This window comes from Allobosea thiooxidans, assembly GCF_900168195.1.
GTDB lineage: Bacteria > Pseudomonadota > Alphaproteobacteria > Rhizobiales > Beijerinckiaceae > Allobosea > Allobosea thiooxidans.
Window position 1 is genome coordinate 551,408 of the sequence record NZ_FUYX01000001.1, and the last position, 24,785, is coordinate 576,192.

Sequence of the window (24,785 nt, forward strand, 5' to 3'; positions counted from 1 at the left end):
CATGGACGAGCTGCTGCAAGAGTTCCTGACGGAGACCGGCGAGAATCTCGACACGGTCGATCGGGAACTCGTCCGCTTCGAGCAGGACCCGAACGACCGCGACATCCTGCGCAACATTTTTAGGCTGGTCCACACCGTCAAGGGCACTTGCGGCTTCATCGGCCTGCCGCGCCTCGAGGCGCTGACCCACGCCGCGGAATCCGTGATGGGGCAGTTCCGCGACGGGGCGACGGTGAAGCCCATCGCCGTCACCGCGATCCTCGAGACCATCGATCGCATCAAGGACATCCTGGCCGAGCTCGCAGAGAAAGGGCAGGAGCCGGAAGGCAACGACGAGACCCTGATCGGAGAGCTTCTGGCCCTGGCCGATCAGGCCCGAGGCGAGATCGCCCCCGCCCCGCCTCCGCCGGCCCCCATGGACCCCGTCGCGGCCTATCTCGCCCGCCATGGCCAGGCGACGGCGCAGTCCGCCGCCGAGGACATCGTCTTCCGCAGCGCGCCGAGCCCTCAGCGCGGGCGCGACGGCCGCATCGAACCTGGCGAGCAGCCGGTCCATGCCGAGGAGAGCCACGGCGCCGCCCGCGCCAGCGGCCCGGCCACGCTGCGCGTCAATGTCGACACGATCGAGCATCTGATGACCATGGTCTCGGAGCTCGTGCTCACCCGCAACCAGCTGCTCGAGGTCTCGCGCCGCCAGGAGGATCCCGGCCTGAAGGCGCCGCTCCAGCGCCTCTCCCTGATCACCGCAGAGCTGCAGGACGGCGTCATGAAGACGCGCATGCAGCCGATCGGCAACGCCTGGTCGAAGCTCCCGCGCATCGTCCGCGATCTCAGCGGCGAGCTCGGCAAGCGCATCGAGCTCGTCACCGAGGGCGCCGAGACCGAACTCGACCGCCAGATCCTCGACCTGATCAAGGATCCGCTCATCCACATGGTGCGCAACTGCGCCGACCATGCGATCGAGCTCCCGGCCGACCGGCGCGCCGCCGGCAAGCCGGAACAGGGCACGATCCGGCTCGCCGCCTATCACGAGGGCGGATCGGTCACCATCTCCGTCACCGATGACGGTCGCGGGCTCGACATCGAGCGCATTCGCGGAAAGGCCATCGCCCGGGGGCTCACCACGGAGGCCGAGCTCGAGAAGCTGAGCGACGCGCAGATCGGCCGCTTCATCTTCCAGCCCGGCTTCTCGACCGCCGAGAACGTCACCGCAGTGTCCGGCCGCGGCGTCGGGATGGACGTCGTCAAGGCCAATGTGGATTCCATCGGCGGCACGGTCGACATCTCCAGCCGCCCCGGCCTCGGCACCGCGATCACGATCAAGATCCCGCTCACGCTGGCGATCATCTCGGCCCTGATCGTCGTCGCCGGAGCAGACCGCTATGCGATCCCGCAGACGGCGGTGCGCGAGCTGGTGCGCGTCAAGGCGGGGGATGACAACCGCATCGAGCAGATCAACGGCGCGCCCGTGCTTCGGCTGCGCGGGCGCCTGCTGCCGATCATCTCGCTGTCCGAGCTGATGGGCACGCCGAGAGCAGCGGCCGGCGAAGGTTTCATCGTCGTCACCCAGATCGGCGAGCGGCAATTCGGCATCCTCGTGGACAGCGTCTTCCACACCGAGGAAATCGTGGTGAAGCCGATGTCGAGCAAGCTTCGCCACATCCCGCTCTTTTCCGGCAACACCATCCTCGGCGACGGCGCGGTCGTCCTGATCGTGGACCCGAACGGCGTCGCCAGCCTTGTCGGCGCGGCCCTGTCGAACGAGGCGGAGGCGGAGCCGCAGGCCAGCCACGACCATGTCCAGAACGGCGAGCGCACCACGATGCTCGTCTTCCGGACCGGTGCCGGCGGCTTGCAGGCCCTGCCGCTCTCGCTGGTCACCCGGCTCGAGGAGGTCGAGGCCCAGGCGTTCGAGCGCGGCGGCGGCCGCACCCTGCTGCACTATCGCAACCGCCTCGTGCCGGTGACCGCGATCGCCGACACGCAGCTCCGCAACCAGGGCATCCAGCCCCTCGTCATCGTCTCGGATGGCGACCTGACGCTGGCCCTCGCGGTCGAGGCGATCGTCGACATCGTCGAGGAGACCTTCGACCTCGAAATGGCCGATCCCGACGAGCGCGGCGTCATCGGCTCGGCCGTGATCCGCGGCCGCACCACCGACATCGTCGATCTGGCCCACTACCTCCCGACTGGCGGAGCCGGCTGGCTGGGCGCGGCGCGCGGCGCCGTCGCCGCCAAGCGGGTGCTTCTCGTCGAGCCCTCCGATTTCCTGCGCGAGATGCTCAGCCCGGTGCTGAAGGCCTCGGGCCAAAACCTCACCATGATCGCCGACTTCGCCGCCGCGGCTGCCGCGATCGCCGAGGAGAGCTTCGCAACCGTGCTGCTCGACCTGGACCGCGACGCGGAAGCCGCCTTCGCCTTCGCCGCCGCATGCCAGGAGAAGCCGCGTGGCGAACGCCCGCGCCTGCTCGGCCTGACCGCCTGCGCCACGCCCGATCTCCACCTGCGCGCGGCCCAGGCCGGGCTCGACGACATCGTCGGAAAGTTCGACCGCCGCGCCCTGCTGACCGAGCTCAATGCCGGCGGCGCCGAGGCGAGGCACGCGGCATGAGCGCCCTCTCTCCCCAAGACGCCGCTTCCGCGACCGCGCCCGGCTTCGGGAATTCGCTGGACTACGTGACCATCCGCGTTGGCGACCAGCTGCTCGGCCTGCCGATCGGGCGCGTCCAGGATGTCTTCATCGCCAATCGCATCACCGTGGTGCCGCGCGCGCCGGACGAGATCGTCGGCCTGCTCAATCTGCGCGGCCGCATCGTCACCGCGATCTGCCTGCGGCGGCGTCTCGGCAGGTCGGTCACGCTCGCGCCGGACGCCCAGGGGCTCATCGAGCTGACGGCGATCGGCATCGATCACGGCGGCGAATCCTACGCGCTGATCGTGGACGCCGTCGGCGAGGTGGTCCGGCTCGACCGCTCCACCCTCGAGCCCCTGCCCGTCCATCTCGACCGGGTCTGGGCAGCACTGGCAACCGGCGTTCATCGCCTCGCCGACGAGCTTCTCGTCGTGCTGGATCTCGATGCCGTCCTCGACCTCGATCTCGACACGGCCGCCTGACCGGCGGCGGCGAAACTTTGGAGACCGACCATGAAATACTGTCTCGTCGTCGATGACTCAGCCGTGATCCGGAAGGTCGCGCGGCGCATTCTCGAGGGGCTGCAGTTCCGCATCGCCGAGGCCGAGGACGGCGCGCGCGCCATCGACGCCTGCAAGGGCGAGATGCCGGATGCCGTGCTGCTGGACTGGAACATGCCGATCATGGACGGCTACGAGTTCCTGCGCACGCTGCGTCAGATGCCCGGCGGGAAGCGGCCGAAGGTGGTCTTCTGCACCACCGAGAACGACATCGCCCATATCGCGCGTGCCATGCACGCCGGCGCCGACGAATACATCATGAAGCCGTTCGACAAGGAGATCGTGGCCTCGAAATTCCATCAGGTCGGCCTGCTCTGAGCGGGATCGGCCCCGACTGGCGATAGCGGCATGATGGCCTCCCGCGTCCTCGTTCCCGGCCCGTTGCGGCACAAGACGGTCGTCATCGCCGACGACTCCGTCGTCGTGCGCGGCCTTTTCGCGCGCTGGCTGGGGGAAGCGGGGCATTTCCACGTCGTCGCGGTCGCCGGCGACGGCGAGACCGCGGTCGCGCATGCCACACGCTACAAGCCCGACGTCATGGTGCTGGACCTCGACATGCCGGGCGTCGACGGCGCCGCCGCCCTGCCCCAGATCCTGCGGGAAAGCCCGAGAACCGGCGTGCTGCTCGCCGCCACGCTGAACGAGCGCAACACCCGCATCGCGCTCGAATGCATGACCAAGGGCGCCATGGACGTCGTCTCGAAGCCGGACAGCCGCAGCGGCATGACACTGTCGCTCGACTTCCGCAGCGAGTTCCTGCTCAAGCTCGGCAACATCGCCCAGGCTGCGGTAAAGCCTGGGTCCCTGCCGCCGGAGGTCGACCTGGTGGATCTGCCGCCGGCCGGCCCGGTCAATCTGCGCCCGCTGGTCTCGGTGATGCCGCGCTATCTCGTGATCGGCGCCTCTACCGGTGGGCCGCGCGCCGTCGCCAAGGTGCTGTTCGACATCGGCGAGGGCCTGCATGACCTGGCGACGCTGGTCGTCCAGCACATGCCGCCGCTCTTCACCGCCTCCTTCGCCGAGCAGGTCGCAGCCCATATCGGCGTGCCGGCGCGCGAGCCCTTCGACGGCGAGCGCCTGATGCGTGGCACGGTCTATATCGCGCCGGGGGGCCGCCATCTCGGCATCGACCGCCGCCTCGGGCACATCGTCGCGCGCATCGGCGACGAGGCGCCGGTGAATTTCTGCCGGCCCGCCGTCGACGTGCTGTTCGGCGATGCCGCCCGCCATCTCGGCGCGGCCGCGCTCGGCCTCGTGCTCACCGGCATGGGCAGCGACGGCACCGAAGGCGCCGGCGCCCTTCGCCAGGCCGGTGCCGCCGTCATTGCCCAGGACGAGCCGAGCAGCACGATCTGGGGCATGCCGGGCTCCGTGGTCCGGGCGCAGCATGCCAGCAGGGTCATCGCCCTCGACGAGATCGGGGCCTCGATCCGCTGCCTCGTCCGCGGGGTGCAGCCGGCATGACCGAGGCGGACTTCACCTTCCTGCGCCTGCTTCTGCAGCAGCGCTCCGGCCTGTCGCTGACGGCCGACAAGCAGTACCTCGCCGAAAGCCGCCTCGGCATCCTCTGCCGCCGGCGCGGCATCGCCGACATCACGACACTGATCGCACGCTTGCGGTCGGCGCGCGAGCCGGCGCTCGAGAACGCCGTCGTTGACGCCATGACGACGAACGAGACGCTGTTCTTCCGCGACCGGACGCCGTTCGACCTGTTCCGCGACGTCATCCTGCCGGAGCGCCTGGCCGCCAACGCCGCCACCCGCTCGCTGCGGATCTGGTGCGCGGCGGTGTCGAGCGGCCAGGAGGCCTACTCGCTGGCGATGCTGATCGACGAGGCCGCCGCCCGCCTGCAGGGCTGGAAGATCGACATCGTCGGGACCGACATCTCGTCGGAGATCCTGGAGAAGGCGCGCTCGGGCAGCTACAGCCAGTTCGAGATCCAGCGCGGCCTGCCGATCCAGATGCTGTTGAAGCATTTCGAGCAGCGCGGCGACAAATGGCAGGTGTCGGAGCGGCTGCGACGCATGGTCGAGTTCCGCCGGCACAATCTGCTCGAGCGGAACGACCATCTCGGCCGCTTCGACGTGATCTTCTGCCGCAACGTGCTGATCTATTTCGACGTGCCGACCAAGGTGAAGGCGCTGGAGCTGCTGGCGCCGCGCCTCGCGCCGGACGGAGCGCTGCTGCTCGGCGCCGCCGAAACCGTCCTCGGGCTGGCGACCAGCTTCGCCTGCGACCCCGAGCATCGCGGCCTGTATCGGCTGCCGGGCCCTGCCCTGCGCGCCCGTCCGGCCGCCTCGCCGCCGGACGGGCTCGCGCGCAAGGAACGCCTCGCCGGCTGGAGCGCCTGAACGCCCGCAGCGCCGGCCCCAAAACAAAAACCCCGCCTCGCGGCGGGGTCCCGTCGACCTGTCGTGTACATCCGACGATCAGATCAAAAGCTTTATGCCGTCGCTTCATGACCGCCCGATGACGGGCGGGCGACGGGAATACGTCAAGCCGGGATGCGCTCCTCGGCGTCGGACGGCTCGCGCAGCACGTAACCGCGGCCCCAGACGGTCTCGATGTAGTTCTTGCCGTCGGACGCGTTCGCCAGCTTCTTGCGCAGCTTGCAGATGAAGACGTCGATGATCTTGAGCTCGGGCTCGTCCATGCCGCCATAGAGATGATTGAGGAACATCTCCTTGGTCAGCGTCGTGCCCTTGCGGAGCGAGAGCAGCTCCAGCATCTGGTATTCCTTGCCGGTGAGGTGGACGCGGGCGGCGTCGACTTCCACGGTCTTGGTGTCGAGGTTCACGACCAGGTCGCCGGTGGTGATGACCGACTGGGCATGGCCCTTCGAGCGGCGCACGATCGCATGGATGCGGGCGACCAGCTCGTCCTTGTGGAACGGCTTGGTGAGGTAGTCGTCGGCGCCGAAGCCGAGGCCCTTCACCTTGTCCTCGATGCCGGCGAGGCCGGAGAGGATCAGGATCGGTGTCTTGACCTTGGCGACGCGCAGCGACCGGAGCACCTCGTAGCCCGACATGTCCGGCAGGTTCAGGTCGAGCAGGATGATGTCGTAGTCGTAGAGCTTGCCGAGATCGACGCCCTCTTCGCCGAGATCCGTAGTGTAGACGTTGAAGCTCTCGGATTTGAGCATGAGCTCGATGCTTTGAGCGGTCGCGCTATCGTCCTCGATCAGCAGAACCCGCATGTCCACGTCCCCAATTTCGCCCGCAGGGCAGGTTTGACCGTTGTTTCCGCCCGAGCCTTCCCGGCCCCTGACGACGACGCACTTGCCCAATGAAACGCCACGCGACACGCTACGAGGAAACTGGTTAACAAACCGTGATTCCCGAGCGCAAGCGCTTCCTCGGAGAAAGTGAACGATCCTTGTCGATGTGAGTCGAATTTGACACGGATCTGTGAACTCTCAACCGCGAAAACGCCCTTTCGCGGAGGGTTGCCTCGCGAAACAGGGCCGAAAAACCCTGAAACACACGACGCGCCTCGACCCGCAGTGTTAATCACAGAGCTTAATGGAAGGTAAATGCGCGCAACTTGTTAGGAATCCTTACCAGTCTTCCACAGGCGCGGCCGCCGGCTTATCCGGGCCTTGCCGACGCCGGAGATAGAACACGCTTCATGACCGCTCCCTCCCATGGTTCCGACCGCCTCTCCGCCCTCGCTTCGGCCATCGAGCAGCTGGACGGACTGAGCGTCTATGGCCGCGTCATCGGCGTGCGCGGCCTGCTCGTCGAGGTGGCCGGCCCGATCGGCGCGATGAGCCTGGGCGGGCGTGTCGGCATCGAGATCGCCCCCGACACGCGCGTGCCCTGCGAGGTCGTCGGCTTTTCCGGCGAGAAGGCCCTGGTCATGCCCTTCGGCGGGCTCGACGGCGTGCGCCGGGGCTGCCCGGTCCATGTCGATCGCGCCCAGCCGGGCCTCAAGCCCACGGCGGCGTGGCTCGGCCGCGTCGTCGATGCCCTCGGCCGGCCCGTCGATGGCGGGCCGCCGCTGCCGCAGGGCGACACGCTCTACGCCTTTCGCAACGATCCCCCGCCCGCCCATGCCCGCCGCCGCGTCGGCAAGCCGCTGGACCTCGGCGTGCGCGCGCTCAATACGTTCCTGACCTGCTGCGTCGGCCAGCGCATGGGCATCTTCGCCGGCTCGGGCGTCGGCAAGTCGGTGCTGCTCTCGATGCTCGCCCGCTATGCGCAGGCCGACGTCAACATCATCGGCCTCGTCGGCGAGCGCGGCCGCGAGGTGCAGGAGTTCCTCCAGGAGGATCTCGGGCCGCAGGGCCTCGCCCGCTCGATCGTCGTCGTCGCCACCTCGGACGAGCCAGCCCTGATGCGCAAGCAGGCGGCCTTGACCACGCTGGCGCTGGCCGAGTTCTTCCGCGATCGTGGCCTGCAGGTGATGTGCCTGATGGATTCGGTGACGCGCTTCGCCATGGCGATGCGTGAGATCGGCCTGGCCGCGGGCGAGCCGCCGACCACCAAGGGCTATACGCCGACCGTCTTCGCCGAGCTGCCGCGCCTGCTGGAGCGTGCCGGCCCCGGCACGAGCGACGGCGCCATCACCGGGCTGTTCACCGTGCTGGTCGATGGCGGCGACCATGACGAGCCGGTCGCGGACGCCGTGCGCGGCATCCTCGACGGCCATATCGTCATGGAGCGCTCCATCGCCGAGCGCGGACGCTATCCGGCGGTCAACATCCTGAAATCGGTCTCGCGCACGATGCCGCGCTCCTGCGACCCCGCCTATTACCCGGTCGTGCAGAAGGCACGGTCCACGCTCGCGACCTATGCCGACATGGAGGAACTGATCCGCCTCGGCGCCTATCGCCAGGGCGCCTCGGCGGAGGTGGACGAGGCGATCCGCCTGCATCCGGCGCTGGAAGCCTTTCTCAAGCAGGCCAAGGACGACGCGACCCCGCTGCCGGAATGCTATCAGCGCCTGGCCGCGATCATGAACGAAAGCGTCTGAGCGCACCGCCCGCCGCAGGGTGGACGGTCAGGCCCGGGCCAGCATCCGCACCAGCGCCAGCATCGCCGCGAAGCCGATCGCCTGGATCGCGGCGGAAACGATCAGCGTCGCATCCGCCCCGAACCGCTCGACCAGGACCGCGAAGAGCAGCGGCGCCGCCGCGAAGGTGATGTTCTGCGGCACGGTCAACCTGCCGAGCATGGCGGCGAAGCCGTTGCGGCCGAAAAGCGCGAGCGGCAGCGTCGCCCGCGCCACCGAGATGACGCCGAGGGCCGCGCTGAACAGGAGGACGAAGGCCGCCGCCGCCATGGTCGTCATCGGCACCAGCGGCAGGGCCAGGCACATGACCGGGCCGAGCAGGAGGCCGAACAGCGCCACCTTCTCCGCCGGCAGCCGCTCGCCGGCCATGGCGTCGACGGCGCGCGCCGCGATCGTCGCCGGCCCGCTGAGCGACGCGATCCACACGGCTTCGGCCTGGGTCAGCCCAGCTTCCTGGAAGAGCGTGATGAGATGCAGCGGCAGCCCCCAGGACACCAGCCCGCTCGCCGAGAAGGCGAGCGCGACCAGCCAGAACGCGGCCCTGCGGGCCTCCGGCGCCACGCGCCCGTTCTCGGCGGCCAAGGACGCGGCGACTGCGCCCGCCGGTGCGGACGGCGGCAAATGGTGGAAGCGCGGCACCGCGGCATAGATCGGCAGGACGATGACGATCTGCATCGCCGCGAAGACGAGGAGCGTCGTGCGCCAGCCGAAGGCGTCCATCAGCGCGGCGGTCAGCGGCCAGAACACGCTGGAGGCAAGCCCCGTCACCAGCATCATCAGCCCGATGACGCGCCGCGTCCGGTCGCCCATCAGCTGCGCGATGGTGACGTTGCCGACATTGGCGAGCGACAGCGCATGCCCGATCCCGATGACGAACCAGCTCGCGAGATAGCTCACCGGCCCCTGCGCCAGGGAGAGGATCGCGAGCCCGAGCGCGCAGGCGACCGCGCCCACGCACATCGAGCGGCGCGTCCCCTCCCGGTCGAGCCGGCGCCCGATCGCCGGCGCGACCAGCGCGCCGGTGATGAGCAGGATGGTGATGCCGCCGAAGACGATTTCGGTGTTGAGGCCGATGTCGCGATCCAGCGCCGAGACCAGCACGGAAGGGGAATAGAAGGTCGAGCCCCAGCCGATGATGCGCGTGAGGGCAAGACCGCAGAGCAGCGGGCCGTGCCCGCCGAAACGTGGAGAAGCAGCCAAGACAGGATATCCGCGGGCATGGGCCGGACGGCCACCCGATTGATCACTAGATCAACGGGACAGGGCGCGGCAGGAGCTGCAACGCGGCTTGAGCATGCAGAAAAAGCAGCTCGTTCCGGTAAGAAAAGGTCAACCTCCTTGCGCCATGCTGCGCCACGTCTCGCGGTTGGAGTTGGGGCGCCTGCCGAGGGGTCGGCGGTGCCCAAGATGCGTAATCAGGAGTTGAAAACGACATGAAGTCGCGAGAGACGCTTCTGCGGCTGAAGCGCTTCCAGGTGGACGAGAAGCGTCGCCGGGTCAGCCAGATCGAGATGATGATCGCCGACTTCCACAGGATGGCGAACGATCTCGATCGCGAGATCCAGGCCGAGGAAGCCCGCGCCGGCATCGCCGATCCGGCCCATTTCGCCTATCCGACCTATGCCAAGGCCGCGCTCGGCCGCCGCGACAACCTGCGGCAGTCGGCGGACAACCTGCAGGGCCAGCTCGAGGAGGCCAAGGCCGAGCTGCAGGAAGCCTTCGAGGACATGAAGAAGGTCGAGATCCTCGACGACCGCGAGCGCGCCTCCGAGCGCGCCGCCGAGGCGGCCCGCGACCAGGCCACGATGGACGCGATCGGGCTGCGCTCGCGCGCCTGATCCACCCGACGGTTTCAGTGAAAAGGCGGCGTCCCCCGGACGCCGCCTTTCTTCATGCGATGACGGGATGGTGCGCGACGGCGTCGCTGCGCAGCTTGCCCGTCAGCCGCGGATCGTCGTCGACCTCGACCCCACGCTTGAACACGGTGAAACCCGAGCGCTGGTAGAAGGCGAGCGCTCCTGGATGGTCGAGCGTGCAGGTATGCACCCAGAAGCGCGAAATCGACTTGGCCCAGGCCAGCGCGAGCGCGCGGTTCATCAGCCAACGGCCGGCGCCCTTGCCGAGCACGGGCTCGTCGAGGCCGAAGAAGGCGAGCTCCCCCTCCCCGGCTACGCGAAAGTCGAGTTCGAGCAGCCCGACATCCCGCCCCTCGAAGCGGGCGGCATAGAACTCCACCGCCGGATCCGCGAAGATCGCCTCGAGCTCCGCCCGCGGCTTGGTCAGCCGGCTGAACCACATCCAGCGCTCGCCCAGCAGGCGATAGATGCGCAGATAGCGCTCGACGTCGCCGCGATCGATCGGATCGAGAGAGAACCCCTCCGTCCCGGCGGCGTCGGGGCGCTCCGGCGGTCGCTCGAACATCTCCAGCGAGGTCACGATCGTCGCGATCTTGCCCGGCGGCAGGTCAGTGGTTCCCGTCAGGGTGATGGTCAGGCTCTGGGGCATGGGGGTCGGGTGCAGCGCTGGCTCGAAAGGACGATGTTCGCCGCGATCATGACATGATCCGGTTCGAAAGATCATCGCGCAATGATGCATGCCCGGCGTGACAGTGCAGACAGACATCGGCGCCCGCCCCATCGCGGGCGGCAGGGCGCGTTGCTGTTCGCCCTGCTGGTGATGGCCCTCGCCGTCCTGCCGCACCTCACCCGAGCAGCCTCGATGATGCGTGGGGATGGCTCCGGCCATGGCGGCCACGGCCCGGCCGTAGCGGCGATGGCCGCCATGCAGCCGGCACAGTCGGCCAGCCATTGCCGCAAGCCGGCCTCCTCCGACCACGCCACCCCGGCGACGCCGCCGTGCTGCATCGCCGGCTGCGGCCTGATCGCGGAAGCGCCCGCGGCCCCGGCCCTGCCGACGGCCATCGCATGGTCGAAAGCCGTCCCGCCGTCGATTCGGCTCGAATACGGCCTGACGACCGAACCGGCGGAGCGCCCGCCGCGATCCGGCCGCCGCCTCCTCTGAAACGAATCCTATCGGCGGATCACGGCGCCGCCTGCCGGCGCGATCCGCCTCGTCGACCCTATCAAGGACAAGACAGATGACTCGTACTTCCTTCGCGCTGGCCGCCCTCCTCGCCATCGGCCTGTCGGCCGGTGCCGCCCAGGCCCAGCAGCATCACGGCCACGGCTCCCCGGCCGCGTCGACAAGCTCCGACAGCGCCGCGACCAAGGCCTACCGGGAAGCCAACACCAAGATGCACAAGAACATGGACCTCGCCTTCACCGGCGATGCCGACGCTGATTTCGTGCGCGGCATGATCCCGCACCACCAGGGCGCGATCGACATGGCGAAAGTGGTGCTCGCCCATGGCAAGGACCCGGAGATCCGCAAGCTCGCCGAAGGCGTCATCCGCGAGCAGGAGAAGGAGATCGCGATGATGCAGGACTGGCTGAAGAAGAACGGCAAGTAACCCTCCCCGCGACCGGCGGGGGCAGGCGCCTTCGGGCGCTTGCCCTCGTCCCCGCTCGCTGGCACAGAGAGAGGGAAGGTTCGCGCCGCAGCGGTGACGACGTGGGCCCGCCTCACCCAGCGTCACCAATCCCAGCCCCGCGGCCCGCATGAAGCGTTATCTCGACTACCTTTGGCCGATCATCGGTCTCGTTGCGGTCGTCTGGTCGGTCGAGCTGCTCTGGAGCAAGTTGAAGGCGGAGGCCGGCACCGACGCGGCCATCGAAGCGCTGCTCGAGAATGCGAGCCTCTGGCAGAGCATCAAGATCATCGCCCACAGGATCGGCCACAAGATCGCGGTTATCCCGCCGGAGGCCTTTTTCCACGCCGCGCTGGCGACGCTCGTCGCCTATGCCGCCCTCGCCTGGTACGACCGCATCGCCCTGATCCATCTCGGCAAGGAGAAGGGCATCTCCTGGTTCTACATCTCGCTCTGCTCGTTCGTGACCTATGCGCTCTCGCACAATATCGGCGCCTCGGTCTTTTCCGGCGGCATGGTGCGCTACCGGGCCTATACGGCCAAGGGGCTGACGGCAGCCGAGGTCGCGGTGCTGGTCGCGCTCTGCTCCTTCACCTTCGCCTTCGGCACGATCTTCCTGATGGCGCTCGTGCTGCTCTACGAACCACAGATCCTGCGACCGCTGGAACGGATGTCGCGCTGGTTCGCCATCGGCGACAGCACGGCCCGCATGATCGGCATCGGCATGCTCGCCTTCGTCGCGCTCTACACGATCGGCTCCTGGCTGCGCTTCAAGCCGCTGAGGATCGGCAAGCTCGAGATCATCTACCCGCGGCTGCGCATCGTCGCCCGGCAATATCTCGCCGCTCCGCTCGAGCTGGCGGGCGCGGCCGGCATCATCTATTTCGCGCTGCCCGAGCAGGGCAATCCGGGCTTCCTGATCGTGCTCGGCGCCTTCCTGCTCTCCTTCTCGGCCGGGCTCCTCAGCCAGGTTCCAGGCGGCGTCGGCGTGATGGAGGCCGTCTTCCTGGCGGTGATGCCGGGCGTGCCGGCGCCCGCCGTCTTCGCCGCGCTGCTGATCTGGCGGCTGTTCTATCTCATCCTGCCGCTGGTGTTCTCGCTGCCGATCGTCCTCGCCTTCGAAAGGGCGCAGCTCAAGCGCAGCACCCGCATCGCGCCACCGCCCTGAAGCGAGGCTTTCAGGCCATCGCCGGCTTGGCCGACGGTTTCCTGAGCGCGATGGCCGCCGCGCCGAACATCAGCAGCGCGCCGGTCGCCTCCGACCAGCCGAACGGCTCGTCCAGCGCCATGACGCCGACCGCGACCGCGATCGCCGGGCTGACGAAGGCGTAGAGCCCGGCCCGGAAGGCGCCCCAGTCGCGCAGCAGCCGCATATAGATGGTGAAGCCCATCAGCGAACCGCCGATGACGAGGAAGGCGACGGCGGGCAGCACCGGCCACTGCACCAGCTTCGCCAGATCGTCGTAACCCACCGGCTCGATGGCGAGCGAGACCGCGGTCAGGCCGAGGCCGCCGATCAGCGTCTGCCAGCCGGCGAGCGTCAACGTCGGCATCGCCCCCGCGATCGGGCGAGCCAGCACGGCGCCGACGCAATAGAGCAGCGTCCCGGCCGCCACCGCCGCGAGCCCCAGAGCCTCGAGCGGGTTGCCCTGCGCGGCCGAGAGCCCGCCCAGCGCCCGCGTCGCGAACAGGAAGCCGAGGCCGACCGTGCCGAGCGCGATCGCCGCGAGCTTGCGCCCGTCGATGCGCTCGCCCTCGAACACCCGGCTGGCCAGCAGGGTGTAGATCGGGATCGTCGCGAAGTTGACGATGGCGGCGAGCCCGCTCGGCGCCTGCGCCGTGCCCCAGAACAGCAGGGTGTAGTTGCCGGTGTTGAGCAGCAGCGCCGTGCCGATCAGCCGGGGCCAGGCGCCGCGCGGCACCTTGGGCAGGTCGCGCCCGGCCCAGAGCAGCATCAGGAGGCCGGCCACCGTGAAGCGCGCCGCCGCCAGGAAGACCGGCGGCACATGCGTGGCCCCGACCTTGACCGGAAGCCAGGTCAGCCCCCAGACGAGGCACATGACGGCGAAGAGAGCGGCGTTGCGCGACATGCCTCCGCTTAGCCGCAGCCCCCGGCGCTGACCATTGCGCGGCGGGCATCGGGGGGCCGTGGAAACCGGAGGCGCGAGAGACCGCTTGCTCCCCTTGAGCCCTCGTCCTGAGGAGCGGGCCGAAGGTTCGCGTCTCGAAGGATGGTCCAGCTGGTTCCGGAGCTTCCCGAAGCATTCTTCGAGACGCCATTCCCAAGGGAATGGCTCCTCAGGATGAAGGCTCACCGTCGGGCCGGCTCTCTCCCGGCCCGTCAGACGCTGCCCACGGTCTTCAGCCGCACCCGCGGGTGAATCTCGGCCTGCGACAGCACCGGCGTCTCGCGGCGGAAGCGCTCGATGATCTGGCGGGCGAAGGGGCGCGCCATGGCCGAGGTGACGAGCGCCGGCATCTCGCCGATGCGCGCCGCATCCTCGAACTTGTCGCGGACATGCCGGACGAACTCCTGCAGGCGCGAGGGTTGCATGGCGAGGTGGCGCTCTTCGCCCTGGCCGATGATCGACTCGGCGAAGACGCTCTCCCAGGCCGGCGAGAGCGTGATGATCGGCAGGACGCCGTTACCGTCGGAGAATTGAGCGCAGATCTGGCGCGCGAGGCGGGCACGGACATGCTCGGCGATCTCGCGCGGGTTCCGGACGCTGGCGGAAACCTCGGCGATGCCCTCGATGATGGTCGGCAGATCGCGGATCGAGATGCGCTCGGACAGCAGCAGTTGCAGGACGCGCTGGATGCCGGTGGTCGAGATCTGGCCGGGCACGATCTCCTTGACGAGATCGGCATGGTCCTTCGGCAGCTCGCGCAGGAGCTTCTGAACCTCGCCATGCGAGAGCAGCTCCGGCATGTTCGACTTGAGCACCTCGGTCAGATGCGTCGAGATCACGGTCGCGGCGTCGACCACGGTGTAGCCGCGCAGCTGCGCCTCGTCCTGCAGCGCCCCGTCGATCCAGGTCGCCGGCAGGCCGAAGGTCGGCTCCAGCACGTTGTGGCCAGGCAGGTTGACCGCGCCGCCCATCGGATCCATCGCCATGTACTGGCCGGCATAGACGATGCCCTGCCCCGCATCGATCTCCTTGATCTTGATGAAGTAGTGGTTCGCCTCAAGCTGGACGTTGTCGACGATGCGCACCGCCGGCATGACGAAGCCGAGCTCGGCCGCGAGCTGGCGCCGGAGCGCCCGCACCTGATCGGTCAGCCGGTCCTGCCCGGCCGCGGCATTGACGAGCGGCAGCAGCCCGTAGCCGATCTCGATCTTGAGCTCGTCCATCCTGAGCAGGTCGTTGAGCGTCTCCTCGCGGGGCGAGCCGTCGGCGGCGGTCGCCGCACCGCCCGGCTGCGCCTGGCCGGCGAGCGTCTGCTCGGCCTCGCGTGCCTTGGCGGCCCGGCCGAAGCGGCGGGCGAGGAAGGCGGCGCCGCCTGCCAGCAGCAGGAAGGGCAGCATCGGGATGCCGGGCAGCAGCGCGATCAGCAGCATCACCGCCGCCGACATGCCGAGCGCCTTGGGATAGCCGGAGAGCTGCTTGCCGAGCGCCTTGTCGGCGGCGCCGCGCACGCCCGCCTTCGAGACGAGCAGGCCCGCGGCGGTCGAGACGATCAGCGCCGGGATCTGGCTGACGAGGCCGTCGCCGACGGTGAGCTGCGTATAGTTGTGCGCCGCATCGCCGAAAGAGAGCCCCTGCTGCGCCACGCCGATGATGATGCCGCCGAGCACGTTGATGAAGGTGATCAGCAGGCCGGCGATCGCATCGCCGCGCACGAATTTCGAGGCGCCGTCCATCGAGCCGAAGAAGGAGGATTCGTCCTCCAGCGCCTTGCGGCGGGTCTTGGCGGTCTCCTGGTCGATCAGCCCGGCCGAGAGGTCGGCGTCGATCGCCATCTGCTTGCCGGGCATGGCGTCGAGGGTGAAGCGGGCCGCGACTTCGGCGATGCGCCCCGAGCCCTTGGTGATGACGACGAAGTTCACGATGATCAGGATGGTGAAGACGATCACCCCGATCACGAAATTGCCGCTCATGACGAAGCCGGCGAAGGCCTCGATGACATGGCCGGCTGCGGCGGTGCCCTCATGGCCATGGGCGAGGATGAGGCGCGTCGAGGCGAGGTTCAGCGCCAGCCGGAACATGGTGACGATCAGCAGCGCCGTCGGGAAGGCGGAGAATTCGAGCGGCTCCTCGATGAAGAGCGCCGTCATGAGCACCAGCACGGACAGGATGATCGAGAGCGCCAGCAGGATGTCGAGCAGGATCGCCGGCATCGGGAAGATGAGCACCACGAGGATGCCCATGACGCCGATGGCGAGGAACAGGTCCGGCCGATTGAGGAGTTTCCCCATCGCGCCGCGATCGGGAATGCTGAACCCGCTTCCCTGACCTGCCGTCATATCGGTCATCGACCGCCCCGCCCGTCCCCTGCGCCGCACGGCGGCGCGCGCGCCCCGAAGCAGGGCACGACCCGGCAATTCTTGCCGGGTGCATGGTGAATGATTGGTTAAGCTGCCGCTTCGAAACCCGTGCCGCGATGCGGCAGCGGAACTTTCTGCGGCCCGCCTCGTTTGCGTCACGACGCAGTTTGCGCCGGCGAGCCGGCATCGCGCCGCGTCGTCCGCGCGCCAGCCGCCTTTCTGTGCCGGTGCACGCCTGTCCCAAAGCGCCGCAAGAGCGCCTGTCTCATCGGAGAAAACCCGTGCAGCATGCCGCCTCCCGGGAAGCCGACCAGCTCATCGTCGAGACCGACATTCCCGCCCGCCTCGACCGCCTGCCCTGGTCCCGCTTTCACACGCTGGTCGTCGTCGCGCTCGGCATCACCTGGATCCTCGACGGCCTTGAGGTCACCCTCGCCGGCTCCGTCTCCGGAGCGTTGAAGGACAGCCCGGTCCTGCGCTTCACCAACACCGAGATCGGCCTGGCCGGCGCGGCCTACATCGCCGGCGCGGTGCTGGGCGCGGTCTTCTTCGGCTGGCTCACCGACCGGCTCGGCCGCAAGAAGCTCTTCACGATCACGGTGCTGGTCTATCTTTCCGCCACGGCGGCCACCGCCTTCTCCTGGAACGTCTGGAGCTTCATCCTCTTCCGCTTCCTGACCGGCATGGGCATCGGCGGCGAATACGCGGCGATCAACTCGACCATCCAGGAGCTCGTGCCGGCGCGCGTGCGCGGCTGGACCGATCTCGTCATCAACGGCTCCTTCTGGGTCGGCGCCGCGCTCGGGGCGCTCGGCGCCATCGTGCTGCTCGATCCCGCCGTGATCGACCCCGAGAAGGGCTGGCGTCTCGCCTTCTTCATCGGCGCCGCGCTCGGCCTCGTCATCCTCATCCTGCGGCAATGGATTCCGGAGAGCCCACGCTGGCTGATCAGCCATGGCCACCCCGAGCGCGCCGCCGCCATCATCGCCGACATCGAGCGCCGGGCCGGCTTCGTGCCGCCGCCCGGCGAGACCCTGGCCCTGACCCGGCTGCGTCCGCGCCGCGCCACGCCGCTGGCCGAGGTGTTCCGGGCGCTCTTCGTCGTCCATCGCGAGCGTGCCCTGGTCGGGCTGGCGCTGATGCTGTCGCAGGCCTTCTTCTACAACGCGATCTTCTTCACCTACGCGCTGATCCTGACGGACTTCTACAACGTGCCCTCGCAGAATATCGGCTGGTTCATCCTGCCCTTCGCCGCCGGCAACTTCCTCGGCCCGCTGCTGATCGGCCGGCTGTTCGACACGCTGGGCCGGCGCGTGATGATCGCGACGACCTATGCCCTGTCCGGCGTGCTGCTGACCGTGACCGGCTACCTGTTCTGGAAGGACTGGGTCACGGCTTCGCAGCTGACATTGTGCTGGAGCGTCGTCTTCTTCTTCGCCTCGGCGGCTGCGAGCTCGGCCTATCTCACGGTTTCGGAGACCTTCCCGGTCGAGATGCGCGCGCTCGCCATCGCCGTGTTCTACGCGATCGGCACCGGCGCGGGCGGCATCGCCGGCCCCTGGCTCTTCGGCATCCTGATCGACACCGGCTCGCGCGGCAGCGTCTTCGGCGGCTACCTGCTGGGCGCGGCGCTGATGCTGGCGGCCGCCGCGATCGCGGCGCGCTTCGCGATCCGGGCCGAGCGCAAGCCGCTCGAAAGCGTCGCCCGCCCGCTCAACGCGGTCGATTGAGGCATCGGCAACCATGGCGCCGAAAAGCTCGCCGGAAGGAACAAAGCATCCTTCGAATGCATTATTCTCGGCCTGCATTCTCTCTTTAGGAATGCAATGGGAGATGTGGTGACAACAGTCTGGAGGTTGTCGTGGACAGACGCTCGTTCCTGATGACGCTGATCGGAGGCGTCGCCGCCGCCGGCTTTGGCGGCATCGCCGCCGCGGACGCGGCACAGCCCAAGCCCGCCCCGCAGCCCGACACCGGGCCCGCCAAGGGCGACGAGGCCGTGCCGGCCGAGATGAAGGAGGCGCTGGACAAGACAGACGCCGAGTTTGCCCAGTATTACTACTATCGCAGGCCGCGCTACGGCTATTATCGGCGCCCCTATTACCGGCCCTATTACCGGCCGCGCTATTACTATCGCCCCCGGTATTATTATCGCCCGCGCTACTATTATCGCCGGCGCTATTGGTAAGGCCTGCCCGGGTCAGGCAGCGCTGATGCGCGCCTGACCCGGCTCCGCCACGGTGATGCCGGCGGCGGTGTACTCGCTCAGCTTGTTGCGCAGCGTGCGGATCGAGATCCCCAGGATCTTGGCCGCATGCGTGCGGTTGCCGAGGCAATGGTCGAGCGTGTCGAGGATCAGCTCGCGCTCGACATCGGCGACGGTGTGCCCCACCAGCGAACGCGTCATCGCTTCCGCCGTCTGGGCAGCCCGTGCCGCCGGATCGCGCGCAGGCGCGGCGGACAAGATCTCGCCTTCCGGCGTCAGCATCGCATCGGCCGCGATCTCGGATCCGCTCGCCAGCAGCACCGCCCGGTGCATCGTGTTCTCGAGCTCGCGCACATTGCCGCGCCAGGCGTTGGCGACCAGGAGCTTGCGCGCATCCGCCGCGATGGGCCGCGCCGGCAACCCGTTCAGCTCGGCATATTTCCTGGCGAAATGCTCGGCGAGCGCCAGGATGTCGCCCGGCCGTTCGCGCAGCGCCGGCAGGCGCAGATGCACCACGTTGAGGCGATAGAGCAGATCCTCGCGGAACGAGCCCTCACGTACGGCTTCCGCAAGGTTGCGGTTCGAGGTCGCGATGATCCGGATATCGACCTTGACCGGCTGCGTGCCGCCGACGCGGTCGATCATGCGCTCCTGCAGCGCGCGCAGCAGCTTGGCCTGCAGGCGCACATCCATCTCCGAGATCTCGTCGAGCAGCAGCGTGCCGCCATTCGCCTCCTCGAACTTGCCGATGCGCCGGGCGATGGCGCCGGTGAAAGCGCCTTTCTCATGGCCGAACAGCTCGGATTCGAGCAGGTTGTCGGGAATCGCCGCGCAGTTCACCGCGACGAACGCCTTGTCCTTGCGTCCCGATTTCTGGTGCAGGTGGCGGGCGATCACCTCCTTGCCGGTGCCGCTCTCGCCGGTGACCAGCACCGGCGCCTCCGAGCGGGCGATCTGCGAGGCGAGCTGCACGACGCGCTCCATCGCCGGATCGCGCCAGATCAGGCTCGACTGGTCGGCGGCGACGGCTTCGAGCACCGCCGCGATCAGATCCGGATCGGGCGGCAGCGGCACATATTCCTTGGCGCCGGCCTGGATCGCGGCGACGGCGGCGCGCGCATCCGTCGAGGTGCCGCAGGCGACGATCGGCGTGCGGATGCGCTCGGCTTCCAGCGCCGCGACATAGGCCGCGATCGGCTGCGCGACATCGATCATCAGGAGATCGGCGCCCCTGGCCCGCAGCACCGCGAGCGTCTGGTCGAGGCCGTCGGTGTGCGTCACGGCGGCGCCGTGCGACATCGCGATCTTGGCCGCGGCGATGATCTGTCCCTTGAGACCGCCGGCGATGATGAGGCGCATGGCTCAGGTCCTCTTGCTTGTCGTTCTGCGGGCGGCGCCGGTTCTCACCGGTCCGCCTTGATGATTTCGGTCATGGTCACGCCGAGGCGGTCCTCGACGACGACAACCTCGCCGCGCGCCACCAGCCGCTCGTTGACGAAGATGTCGATCGCCTCGCCGACGCGCCGGTCGAGCTCAAGCACGGCGCCCGGCACGATCTGCAGCAGGTCTCCCACCGCGACCTTCGAGGAGCCGAGTACGGCCGAGACCGTGACCGGCACGTCGAAGACCTGCTCCAGATCCTCGGCGGTCTTGACCGGGACCGGCCCCGAATGCGCGACCGAGGTCTGGTTCTGGTCGAAAGACAGGTCGGCTTGGTTCAGCGGCGGCAGGTTGAGATCGTTCTCCGGGCTCATGGCTCAGTCTTTCATGGTTCCGCTTGGGCATGGCCGAACACGCGGGCGACCGCCTGCTCGATCAGCACTTCAAGCTGCTGGCTGTCGAGGACGAAGCCGCCCTCGGCCCATTCGATGCGCCCGTCCCCGGGCGCGATGTCGGCTTGTCCGAGCACGATCAGCTTTCCGGCGAAACCGTGCTCAGCGGCGAGCTTGCGGGCGAGGCCCTCGGCCGCCTCGACCATTCCCTCGTTGACCCGCAGCGCCAGATGCGGCGCCGTCCTGGCATGGCTCAAGGCTTCGCGCACCGCCGCCGTCAGCGCCGCCATCGGCTTCTCCGCCAGGGCGGCCCCCGCCAGCGCCTTGGCCATGGCGAGCGCGACATGGGCGGCGTGCTCCTCGAGCGCCGCGGCGCGCGCCGCCTCCTGGGCGAAGAGCCGCTCGGCCGAGCGCGCGAGCTGCCCGGTCAGGCCGCTGAGCTGGCTCTGCGCCTCCCGATGCGCCTGCTCCTGGCCGGCACGGAAACCCTCCGCGCGCGCGGCGGCGAGATCCGCCTCGCTGGCTGCCTTGCGGCTGCCTTCGCGGAAATCCGTGCCGAACATGAATTTCGTCGCGGAGGCCATCTCAGTACACCAGCTCGTCGTCGGCATTGCCCTTGGACAGGACGATCTCGCCCTTGTCGGCCAGGTCCTTGGTCATCTGGACGAGACTGGTCTGGGCCTCGTCGACCTCCTTGAGGCGCAGGGGGCCGAGCCCTTCCATGTCGTCCTGCATGTTCTTGGCGGCGCGCTGGGACATCGCGCTGAAGAAGAAATCGCGCATCGACTGGCTCGCCCCCTTCAGCGCGCGCGCCAGGATGTCCTTGTCGACCTGGCGCATCAGCGTCTGCAGCCCGGCCGGATCGAGCTTGTTGAGATCCTCGAAGGTGAACATCAGCGCGCGGATCCGCTCCGCCGATTCCTGGTTCGAGGCATCGAGCGCCGAGAGGAAGCGGATCTCGGTCTGGCGATCGAAGCCGTTGAAGATCTCCGCCATCATCTCGTGCGGGTCGCGCCGGCGCGTCTGGGTCAGGGTCGAGACGAACTCGGTGCGCAGGGTGTTCTCGATATGGTCGAGCGCTTCCTTCTGCACCGATTCCAGCCGCAGCATCCGCCCGACCACCTCGATCGAGAGATCGTTCGGCAGATTGCGCAGCACATTCGCGGAATGGTCCGGCCGGATCTTCGACAGGATCACGGCGATGGTCTGCGGATATTCGTTCTTGAGGAAGTTGGCGAGCACCACGGCGTCGATATTGCCGAGCTTCTGCCACATGTTGCGGCCGGCCGGCCCGCGGATCTCCTCCATGATCAGCGCAACCTGCTCGGTCGGCAGGATCTTCTCGAGCAGCGAGATGGTGCGGTCGAAGGAGCCGGTCACGGCGCCGGCGCTGGAGAGCTTGCCGACGAAGTCCAGCATCAGCCGCTCGACATCGTCGGCATCGACCGTGCCGAGCTCCGCCATGGCGCGGGTGATGATCCGGATCTCGTCGTCGTCGAATTCCTGCCAGATCGTCTTGCCATGGTCCTCGCCGAGCACGAGCAGGATGACGGCCGCGCGCTGCGGGCCGGTCATCTCCGACACCGACATGGTGCCGAAGCCGCCGCCCTCGATGCCGTCCTGGAGGGCGGTGCTGCGCGTTGCGATGGAACGTGTCTCGGCCATGGTTCAGCGCCCCGTCACGCCGGAGCTTTTTCGTGGATCCAGCTGCGCAGCACCGCGACCGAGTCGGCCGGGTTCTGCGCGACCAGCGCCCCGATCTTTTCCACCGACTGCGCCTTGAGCTGGCCCTTGACCTGGGCGATCGCGAGCATCCGCTCGGACGGCGCCTCGACTTCCGCCGTCAGGATCTCGCCGTCGGGACCGACCGTGGTGACCGCCCGCCCCGTGCCGGCCGGATCGCCCGTCGTGATTTCGGTGCCGGTCAGCGTGGCATTGCGCATGAAGGAGGGGATGGCGCGGACATTGCTGTTGTCGGAAGCCAGCACCTGCTTCAGCAGCGGCCGCACCACCGTCATCAGCACCATCAGCGTCAGCAGCGAGATCACGCCGAGCTCGGCGAAGCGGACCAGATCCTCCCGGGTGAAGGAGGTGAGCTGCTGCATCAGCGTCTGCTCGGTCAGGTCGCCCGGCGCCGGCGGCGCCTCGGCGAAGCGCAGATTGACGATCTCGACCTTGTCGCCACGGCCCTGATCGAAGCCGACGGCGGTGCGCACCAGCTCGCCGATCCGCTCCAGCTCCTCGGCATTGCGCGGCTGATAGGCGACCTCGCCCGCCGGGCTGCGGTTGTAGGTGCCGTCGACCAGCACGGCGACCGAGAGCTTCTTGACCCGCCCGCCTTCGAGCACCTCGGTGCGCGTGGTGCGCGAGATCTCGTAATTGGCCACCTCCTCGTTCTTCGAGGAGTTCTCGCGCTGGTTCTGCTGGGCGCCCTGCGCCTGCTGCGCGCCCGGCAGCTCGTTGCCGACCGTGACGGCGCCGTTGCCGCCTTCGGTCGTGGTCGACGCCTCGGTGCGGTTCTGGCTGGAGCGCAGCACCCGGCTTTCCGGGTCGTAGCTCTCGGAGCGGCTCTCGATCCGGTTGGTGTCGAGCGCCGCCGAGACCTGCACCCGTGCCCGGCCATGGCCGACGACGCTGGCGACGATGTCCTCGACCTGCGACTTGAGCCGCTTCTCGATCGCGGTCTGGCGTTCCTCGATCCCGAGGCCGATCAGGCTCTGGTCGCTCTGGGCGCCGTCCGCCAGCAGCCGGCCGCGCTCGTCGACAATCGAGACCCGCTCGGGCTTCAGCCCGTCGACGGCCGAGGCGACGAGATGGCGCACGGCGCGCACCTGGGCGGCGTCGAGATCGCCGGCGAGCTTGAGCGCGATCGAGGCGCGCGGCGGCTCGCGGTCGCGCTCGAACAGGCGCCGTTCCGGAATGACGAGGTGGACGCGCGCGGCCTGCACCCGGCTGATCGAGCGGATCGAGCGCGACAGCTCGCCCTCGAGCGCCCGCAGATGGTTGATGTTCTGGACGAAGCTGGTCGAGGAGAAGGCGTCGCCCTTGTCGAAGATCTCGTAGCCGACGCCGCCACCGGCCGGGATGCCCTTGCCGGCGAGGTCGAGGCGCAGGCGCGGCACGTCGGCCTTCGGCACGAGCACCGTCTGGCCGTCGCCGCGCAGCTCGTACTTGATGCCGCGCGTGTCGAGATCCTTCAGGATCGCGCTGACGTCCTGGCTGGAGAGGTCGGTGAACAGGACGCTCATCGCCGGCTGGGACATCTTCAGCATCACGAAGCCGAAGAAGCCGACGAGTGCCAGCGTCACCGCCAGCATGGCCGCCAGCCGCGCCGCGCCGAATTTGGCGAATTGCTCGATCAGGCCGTTCACGCCGCCATCCGTCCCACAGAATCGAAGGGGCGGCGCTCTTGCCCGACCCACTAGGCAAGTTTTTCCCAGCGCATGGTTAGCGGTCGGTTAATTTTTTGCCGGAGGCTGTTAACTTCGCGCTGCGGGGCCGCGCGCAAACGCCGAAGGCGCCGGCCCTGCTCGGACCGACGCCTTTGAAAGGAAACGGAAAACGGCCGCCGCTTACTGGCGGTAGTGCTGGATCCGCGTCGTCCGCAGGCCGGCGAGGCCGTGCTGGTCGATCGACATCTGCCAGCTCAGGAACTCGTCGACGGTCAGCGTATAGCGCTGGCAGGCTTCCTCGAGGCTGAGCAGCCCGCCGCGCACGGCGGCCACCACCTCGGCCTTCCGCCGGATGACCCAGCGCCTCGTATTCATCGGCGGGAGGTCCGCGATCGTCAGCGGACTTCCGTCCGGCCCGATCACGTACTTCACCCGCGGTCGCAATGGCTCGGTCATGGTACTCTCACACAACTCAACAGAGCTACTGAGGGCAGCATAGGAGGGCGGCTTTAAAAATTGGCTAAAGCGATCGCCTCGTATGTCCATGATTGATTCGCCTGCGCTCACTCGCTGCGCACCACGCTCTTCACCTTGTCGATCGGCACGCTGATCGAGCCGATCTTCAGCATCGGGATCGAGGAGGTGAAGTCGACGCCGTCGACGATGCCGCTGATCTGGGTCTTCGCGGTGACGGCCTCGCCGGCCACGTTCTTCGCGTCGATCGTGATCGTGTATTCGCCGTCCGGCGCCTTGCTGCCGATCGAGGTCGTGCCGTCCCAGCTATAGGTCAGGTCGCCGGCGACCAGCGTCTTGGTCGCCGTCTGGACGACGTTGCCCTTCGAATCCTTGATCGTGATGTTCGCCGTGCCCGCGGAGGACATGTTGACCTTCCACTCGGCCTTGCCGTCGATCAACCGCGTCGTCGTGCCGTCGGCGGTGATCTTGGCGCCGATGAAGCCGACCGCGTTCGTCGCCGTGCCGGCAGCGCTCAGGCTGAGCAGCGAGCCCAGCGTCTCGTTGGTCTTGAGCTGCTGCTCGACACCGGCGAACTGCACGAGCTGCGCCGTGAACTGGTTGGTGTCGAGCGGGTCGAGCGGCGACTGGTTCTTGAGCTGCGTCGTCAGCAGCAGCAGGAACTGGTCGAAGTTGTTCGCGATCCCGGTGGTGGCGCCGGAGACCGTGTTGTTGGTGTTCGAGGTACCGGACGTGCCGCTTGTCCCGGAAACCGCCATGGCGC

At 68.4% G+C, this 24,785-nt stretch carries 24 protein-coding genes; 12 read left to right on the forward strand and 12 right to left on the reverse strand.

The features are described 5' to 3' along the window. Position 1: 1 nt before the first annotated feature. The 5 genes from B5Y19_RS02745 to B5Y19_RS02765 are packed head-to-tail and all read left to right on the forward strand — an operon-like array spanning position 2 to position 5,543. Positions 2–2,611, forward strand: a complete 2,610-nt coding sequence (locus tag B5Y19_RS02745; protein ID WP_079591051.1) for a chemotaxis protein CheA — start codon at positions 2–4, stop codon at positions 2,609–2,611. Further along, positions 2,608–3,114: a chemotaxis protein CheW gene (locus tag B5Y19_RS02750; RefSeq protein WP_055729424.1), complete on the forward strand. Its 507-nt coding sequence runs from the start codon at positions 2,608–2,610 to the stop codon at positions 3,112–3,114. Before B5Y19_RS02745 ends, B5Y19_RS02750 begins: the two co-directional genes overlap by 4 nt. 30 nt (positions 3,115–3,144) lie before the next feature. Further along, complete coding sequence (locus tag B5Y19_RS02755; protein WP_038359309.1) at positions 3,145–3,510, forward strand: response regulator; 366 nt, start codon at positions 3,145–3,147, stop codon at positions 3,508–3,510. 30 nt (positions 3,511–3,540) lie between these two features. Beyond that, positions 3,541–4,656 (forward strand): chemotaxis-specific protein-glutamate methyltransferase CheB, encoded by a 1,116-nt coding sequence (gene cheB, locus B5Y19_RS02760; protein WP_055729423.1) that lies wholly within the window; start codon positions 3,541–3,543, stop codon positions 4,654–4,656. Then, the gene (locus tag B5Y19_RS02765; RefSeq protein WP_079591052.1) at positions 4,653–5,543 is read left to right on the forward strand and encodes a CheR family methyltransferase; all 891 of its coding nucleotides are present in this window, start codon (positions 4,653–4,655) and stop codon (positions 5,541–5,543) included. Before cheB ends, B5Y19_RS02765 begins: the two co-directional genes overlap by 4 nt. A gap of 143 nt (positions 5,544–5,686) precedes the next feature. Here the strand turns inward: B5Y19_RS02765 and ctrA are convergent, their stop codons facing one another. Continuing rightward, positions 5,687–6,388, reverse strand: a complete 702-nt coding sequence (gene ctrA / locus B5Y19_RS02770) for a response regulator transcription factor CtrA (RefSeq protein WP_055729421.1) — start codon at positions 6,386–6,388, stop codon at positions 5,687–5,689. 431 nt (positions 6,389–6,819) lie between these two features. Between ctrA and fliI the strand changes: the two genes are divergently transcribed. Next, entirely contained in the window at positions 6,820–8,166 is a 1,347-nt protein-coding gene (gene fliI, locus B5Y19_RS02775; protein WP_055729420.1) for a flagellar protein export ATPase FliI, read from the forward strand. Positions 8,167–8,193: 27 nt separating this feature from the next. Here fliI and B5Y19_RS02780 read toward each other — a convergent pair whose 3' ends face one another. After that, on the reverse strand, positions 8,194–9,405 hold the full coding sequence (locus B5Y19_RS02780; RefSeq protein WP_055729419.1) for an MFS transporter: 1,212 nt from the start codon (positions 9,403–9,405) through the stop codon (positions 8,194–8,196). Positions 9,406–9,638: 233 nt separating this feature from the next. Here B5Y19_RS02780 and fliJ point away from each other — a divergent pair, with 233 nt between their 5' ends. Beyond that, on the forward strand, positions 9,639–10,043 hold the full coding sequence (gene fliJ / locus B5Y19_RS02785; protein ID WP_055729418.1) for a flagellar export protein FliJ: 405 nt from the start codon (positions 9,639–9,641) through the stop codon (positions 10,041–10,043). Positions 10,044–10,095: 52 nt separating this feature from the next. Here fliJ and B5Y19_RS02790 read toward each other — a convergent pair whose 3' ends face one another. Then, the gene (locus B5Y19_RS02790) at positions 10,096–10,710 is read right to left on the reverse strand and encodes a GNAT family N-acetyltransferase (RefSeq protein ID WP_055729417.1); all 615 of its coding nucleotides are present in this window, start codon (positions 10,708–10,710) and stop codon (positions 10,096–10,098) included. A 150-nt stretch (positions 10,711–10,860) separates the two neighbouring features. On the opposite strand from B5Y19_RS02790, the gene B5Y19_RS02795 reads away from it, so the two are divergent. The 3 genes from B5Y19_RS02795 (at position 10,861) to B5Y19_RS02805 (ending at position 12,860) form a co-directional block, all read left to right on the forward strand. Further along, positions 10,861–11,226 (forward strand): hypothetical protein, encoded by a 366-nt coding sequence (locus B5Y19_RS02795; protein WP_055729416.1) that lies wholly within the window; start codon positions 10,861–10,863, stop codon positions 11,224–11,226. 76 nt (positions 11,227–11,302) lie between these two features. Continuing rightward, a complete protein-coding gene (copM, locus tag B5Y19_RS02800; RefSeq protein ID WP_055729415.1) occupies positions 11,303–11,674 on the forward strand; it encodes a CopM family metallochaperone in 372 nt (123 codons plus the stop codon). Between the two features lie 148 nt (positions 11,675–11,822). After that, positions 11,823–12,860, forward strand: coding sequence for a lysylphosphatidylglycerol synthase transmembrane domain-containing protein (locus B5Y19_RS02805; RefSeq protein ID WP_055729414.1), 1,038 nt, complete (start codon positions 11,823–11,825; stop codon positions 12,858–12,860). A gap of 10 nt (positions 12,861–12,870) precedes the next feature. Here B5Y19_RS02805 and B5Y19_RS02810 read toward each other — a convergent pair whose 3' ends face one another. Together B5Y19_RS02810 and flhA are read right to left on the reverse strand one after the other, a co-directional pair. After that, complete coding sequence (locus B5Y19_RS02810; RefSeq protein ID WP_244555455.1) at positions 12,871–13,782, reverse strand: DMT family transporter; 912 nt, start codon at positions 13,780–13,782, stop codon at positions 12,871–12,873. Positions 13,783–14,033: 251 nt separating this feature from the next. After that, positions 14,034–16,109 (reverse strand): flagellar biosynthesis protein FlhA, encoded by a 2,076-nt coding sequence (flhA, locus tag B5Y19_RS02815; protein WP_411914134.1) that lies wholly within the window; start codon positions 16,107–16,109, stop codon positions 14,034–14,036. A 350-nt stretch (positions 16,110–16,459) separates the two neighbouring features. Between flhA and B5Y19_RS02820 the strand changes: the two genes are divergently transcribed. Beyond that, on the forward strand, positions 16,460–17,908 hold the full coding sequence (locus B5Y19_RS02820; RefSeq protein WP_244555456.1) for an MFS transporter: 1,449 nt from the start codon (positions 16,460–16,462) through the stop codon (positions 17,906–17,908). Between the two features lie 131 nt (positions 17,909–18,039). Next, positions 18,040–18,366, forward strand: a complete 327-nt coding sequence (locus tag B5Y19_RS02825) for a hypothetical protein (protein WP_139384230.1) — start codon at positions 18,040–18,042, stop codon at positions 18,364–18,366. A 12-nt stretch (positions 18,367–18,378) separates the two neighbouring features. Here B5Y19_RS02825 and flbD read toward each other — a convergent pair whose 3' ends face one another. The 7 genes from flbD to B5Y19_RS02860 form a co-directional block, all read right to left on the reverse strand. Further along, on the reverse strand, positions 18,379–19,743 hold the full coding sequence (flbD, locus tag B5Y19_RS02830) for a sigma-54-dependent transcriptional regulator FlbD (protein ID WP_055729411.1): 1,365 nt from the start codon (positions 19,741–19,743) through the stop codon (positions 18,379–18,381). 44 nt (positions 19,744–19,787) lie between these two features. Next, the gene (fliN, locus tag B5Y19_RS02835) at positions 19,788–20,138 is read right to left on the reverse strand and encodes a flagellar motor switch protein FliN (RefSeq protein WP_055729410.1); all 351 of its coding nucleotides are present in this window, start codon (positions 20,136–20,138) and stop codon (positions 19,788–19,790) included. Between the two features lie 11 nt (positions 20,139–20,149). Continuing rightward, the gene (locus B5Y19_RS02840) at positions 20,150–20,740 is read right to left on the reverse strand and encodes a FliH/SctL family protein (protein WP_055729409.1); all 591 of its coding nucleotides are present in this window, start codon (positions 20,738–20,740) and stop codon (positions 20,150–20,152) included. Position 20,741: 1 nt separating this feature from the next. After that, on the reverse strand, positions 20,742–21,821 hold the full coding sequence (gene fliG / locus B5Y19_RS02845; protein ID WP_139384231.1) for a flagellar motor switch protein FliG: 1,080 nt from the start codon (positions 21,819–21,821) through the stop codon (positions 20,742–20,744). A 14-nt stretch (positions 21,822–21,835) separates the two neighbouring features. After that, positions 21,836–23,527, reverse strand: coding sequence for a flagellar basal-body MS-ring/collar protein FliF (fliF, locus tag B5Y19_RS02850; RefSeq protein WP_079591055.1), 1,692 nt, complete (start codon positions 23,525–23,527; stop codon positions 21,836–21,838). A 201-nt stretch (positions 23,528–23,728) separates the two neighbouring features. Then, a complete protein-coding gene (gene sciP, locus B5Y19_RS02855; protein WP_038359348.1) occupies positions 23,729–24,004 on the reverse strand; it encodes a CtrA inhibitor SciP in 276 nt (91 codons plus the stop codon). Positions 24,005–24,111: 107 nt separating this feature from the next. Next, positions 24,112–24,780, reverse strand: a complete 669-nt coding sequence (locus B5Y19_RS02860) for a flagellar hook assembly protein FlgD (protein WP_079591056.1) — start codon at positions 24,778–24,780, stop codon at positions 24,112–24,114. Positions 24,781–24,785: the final 5 nt, after the last annotated feature.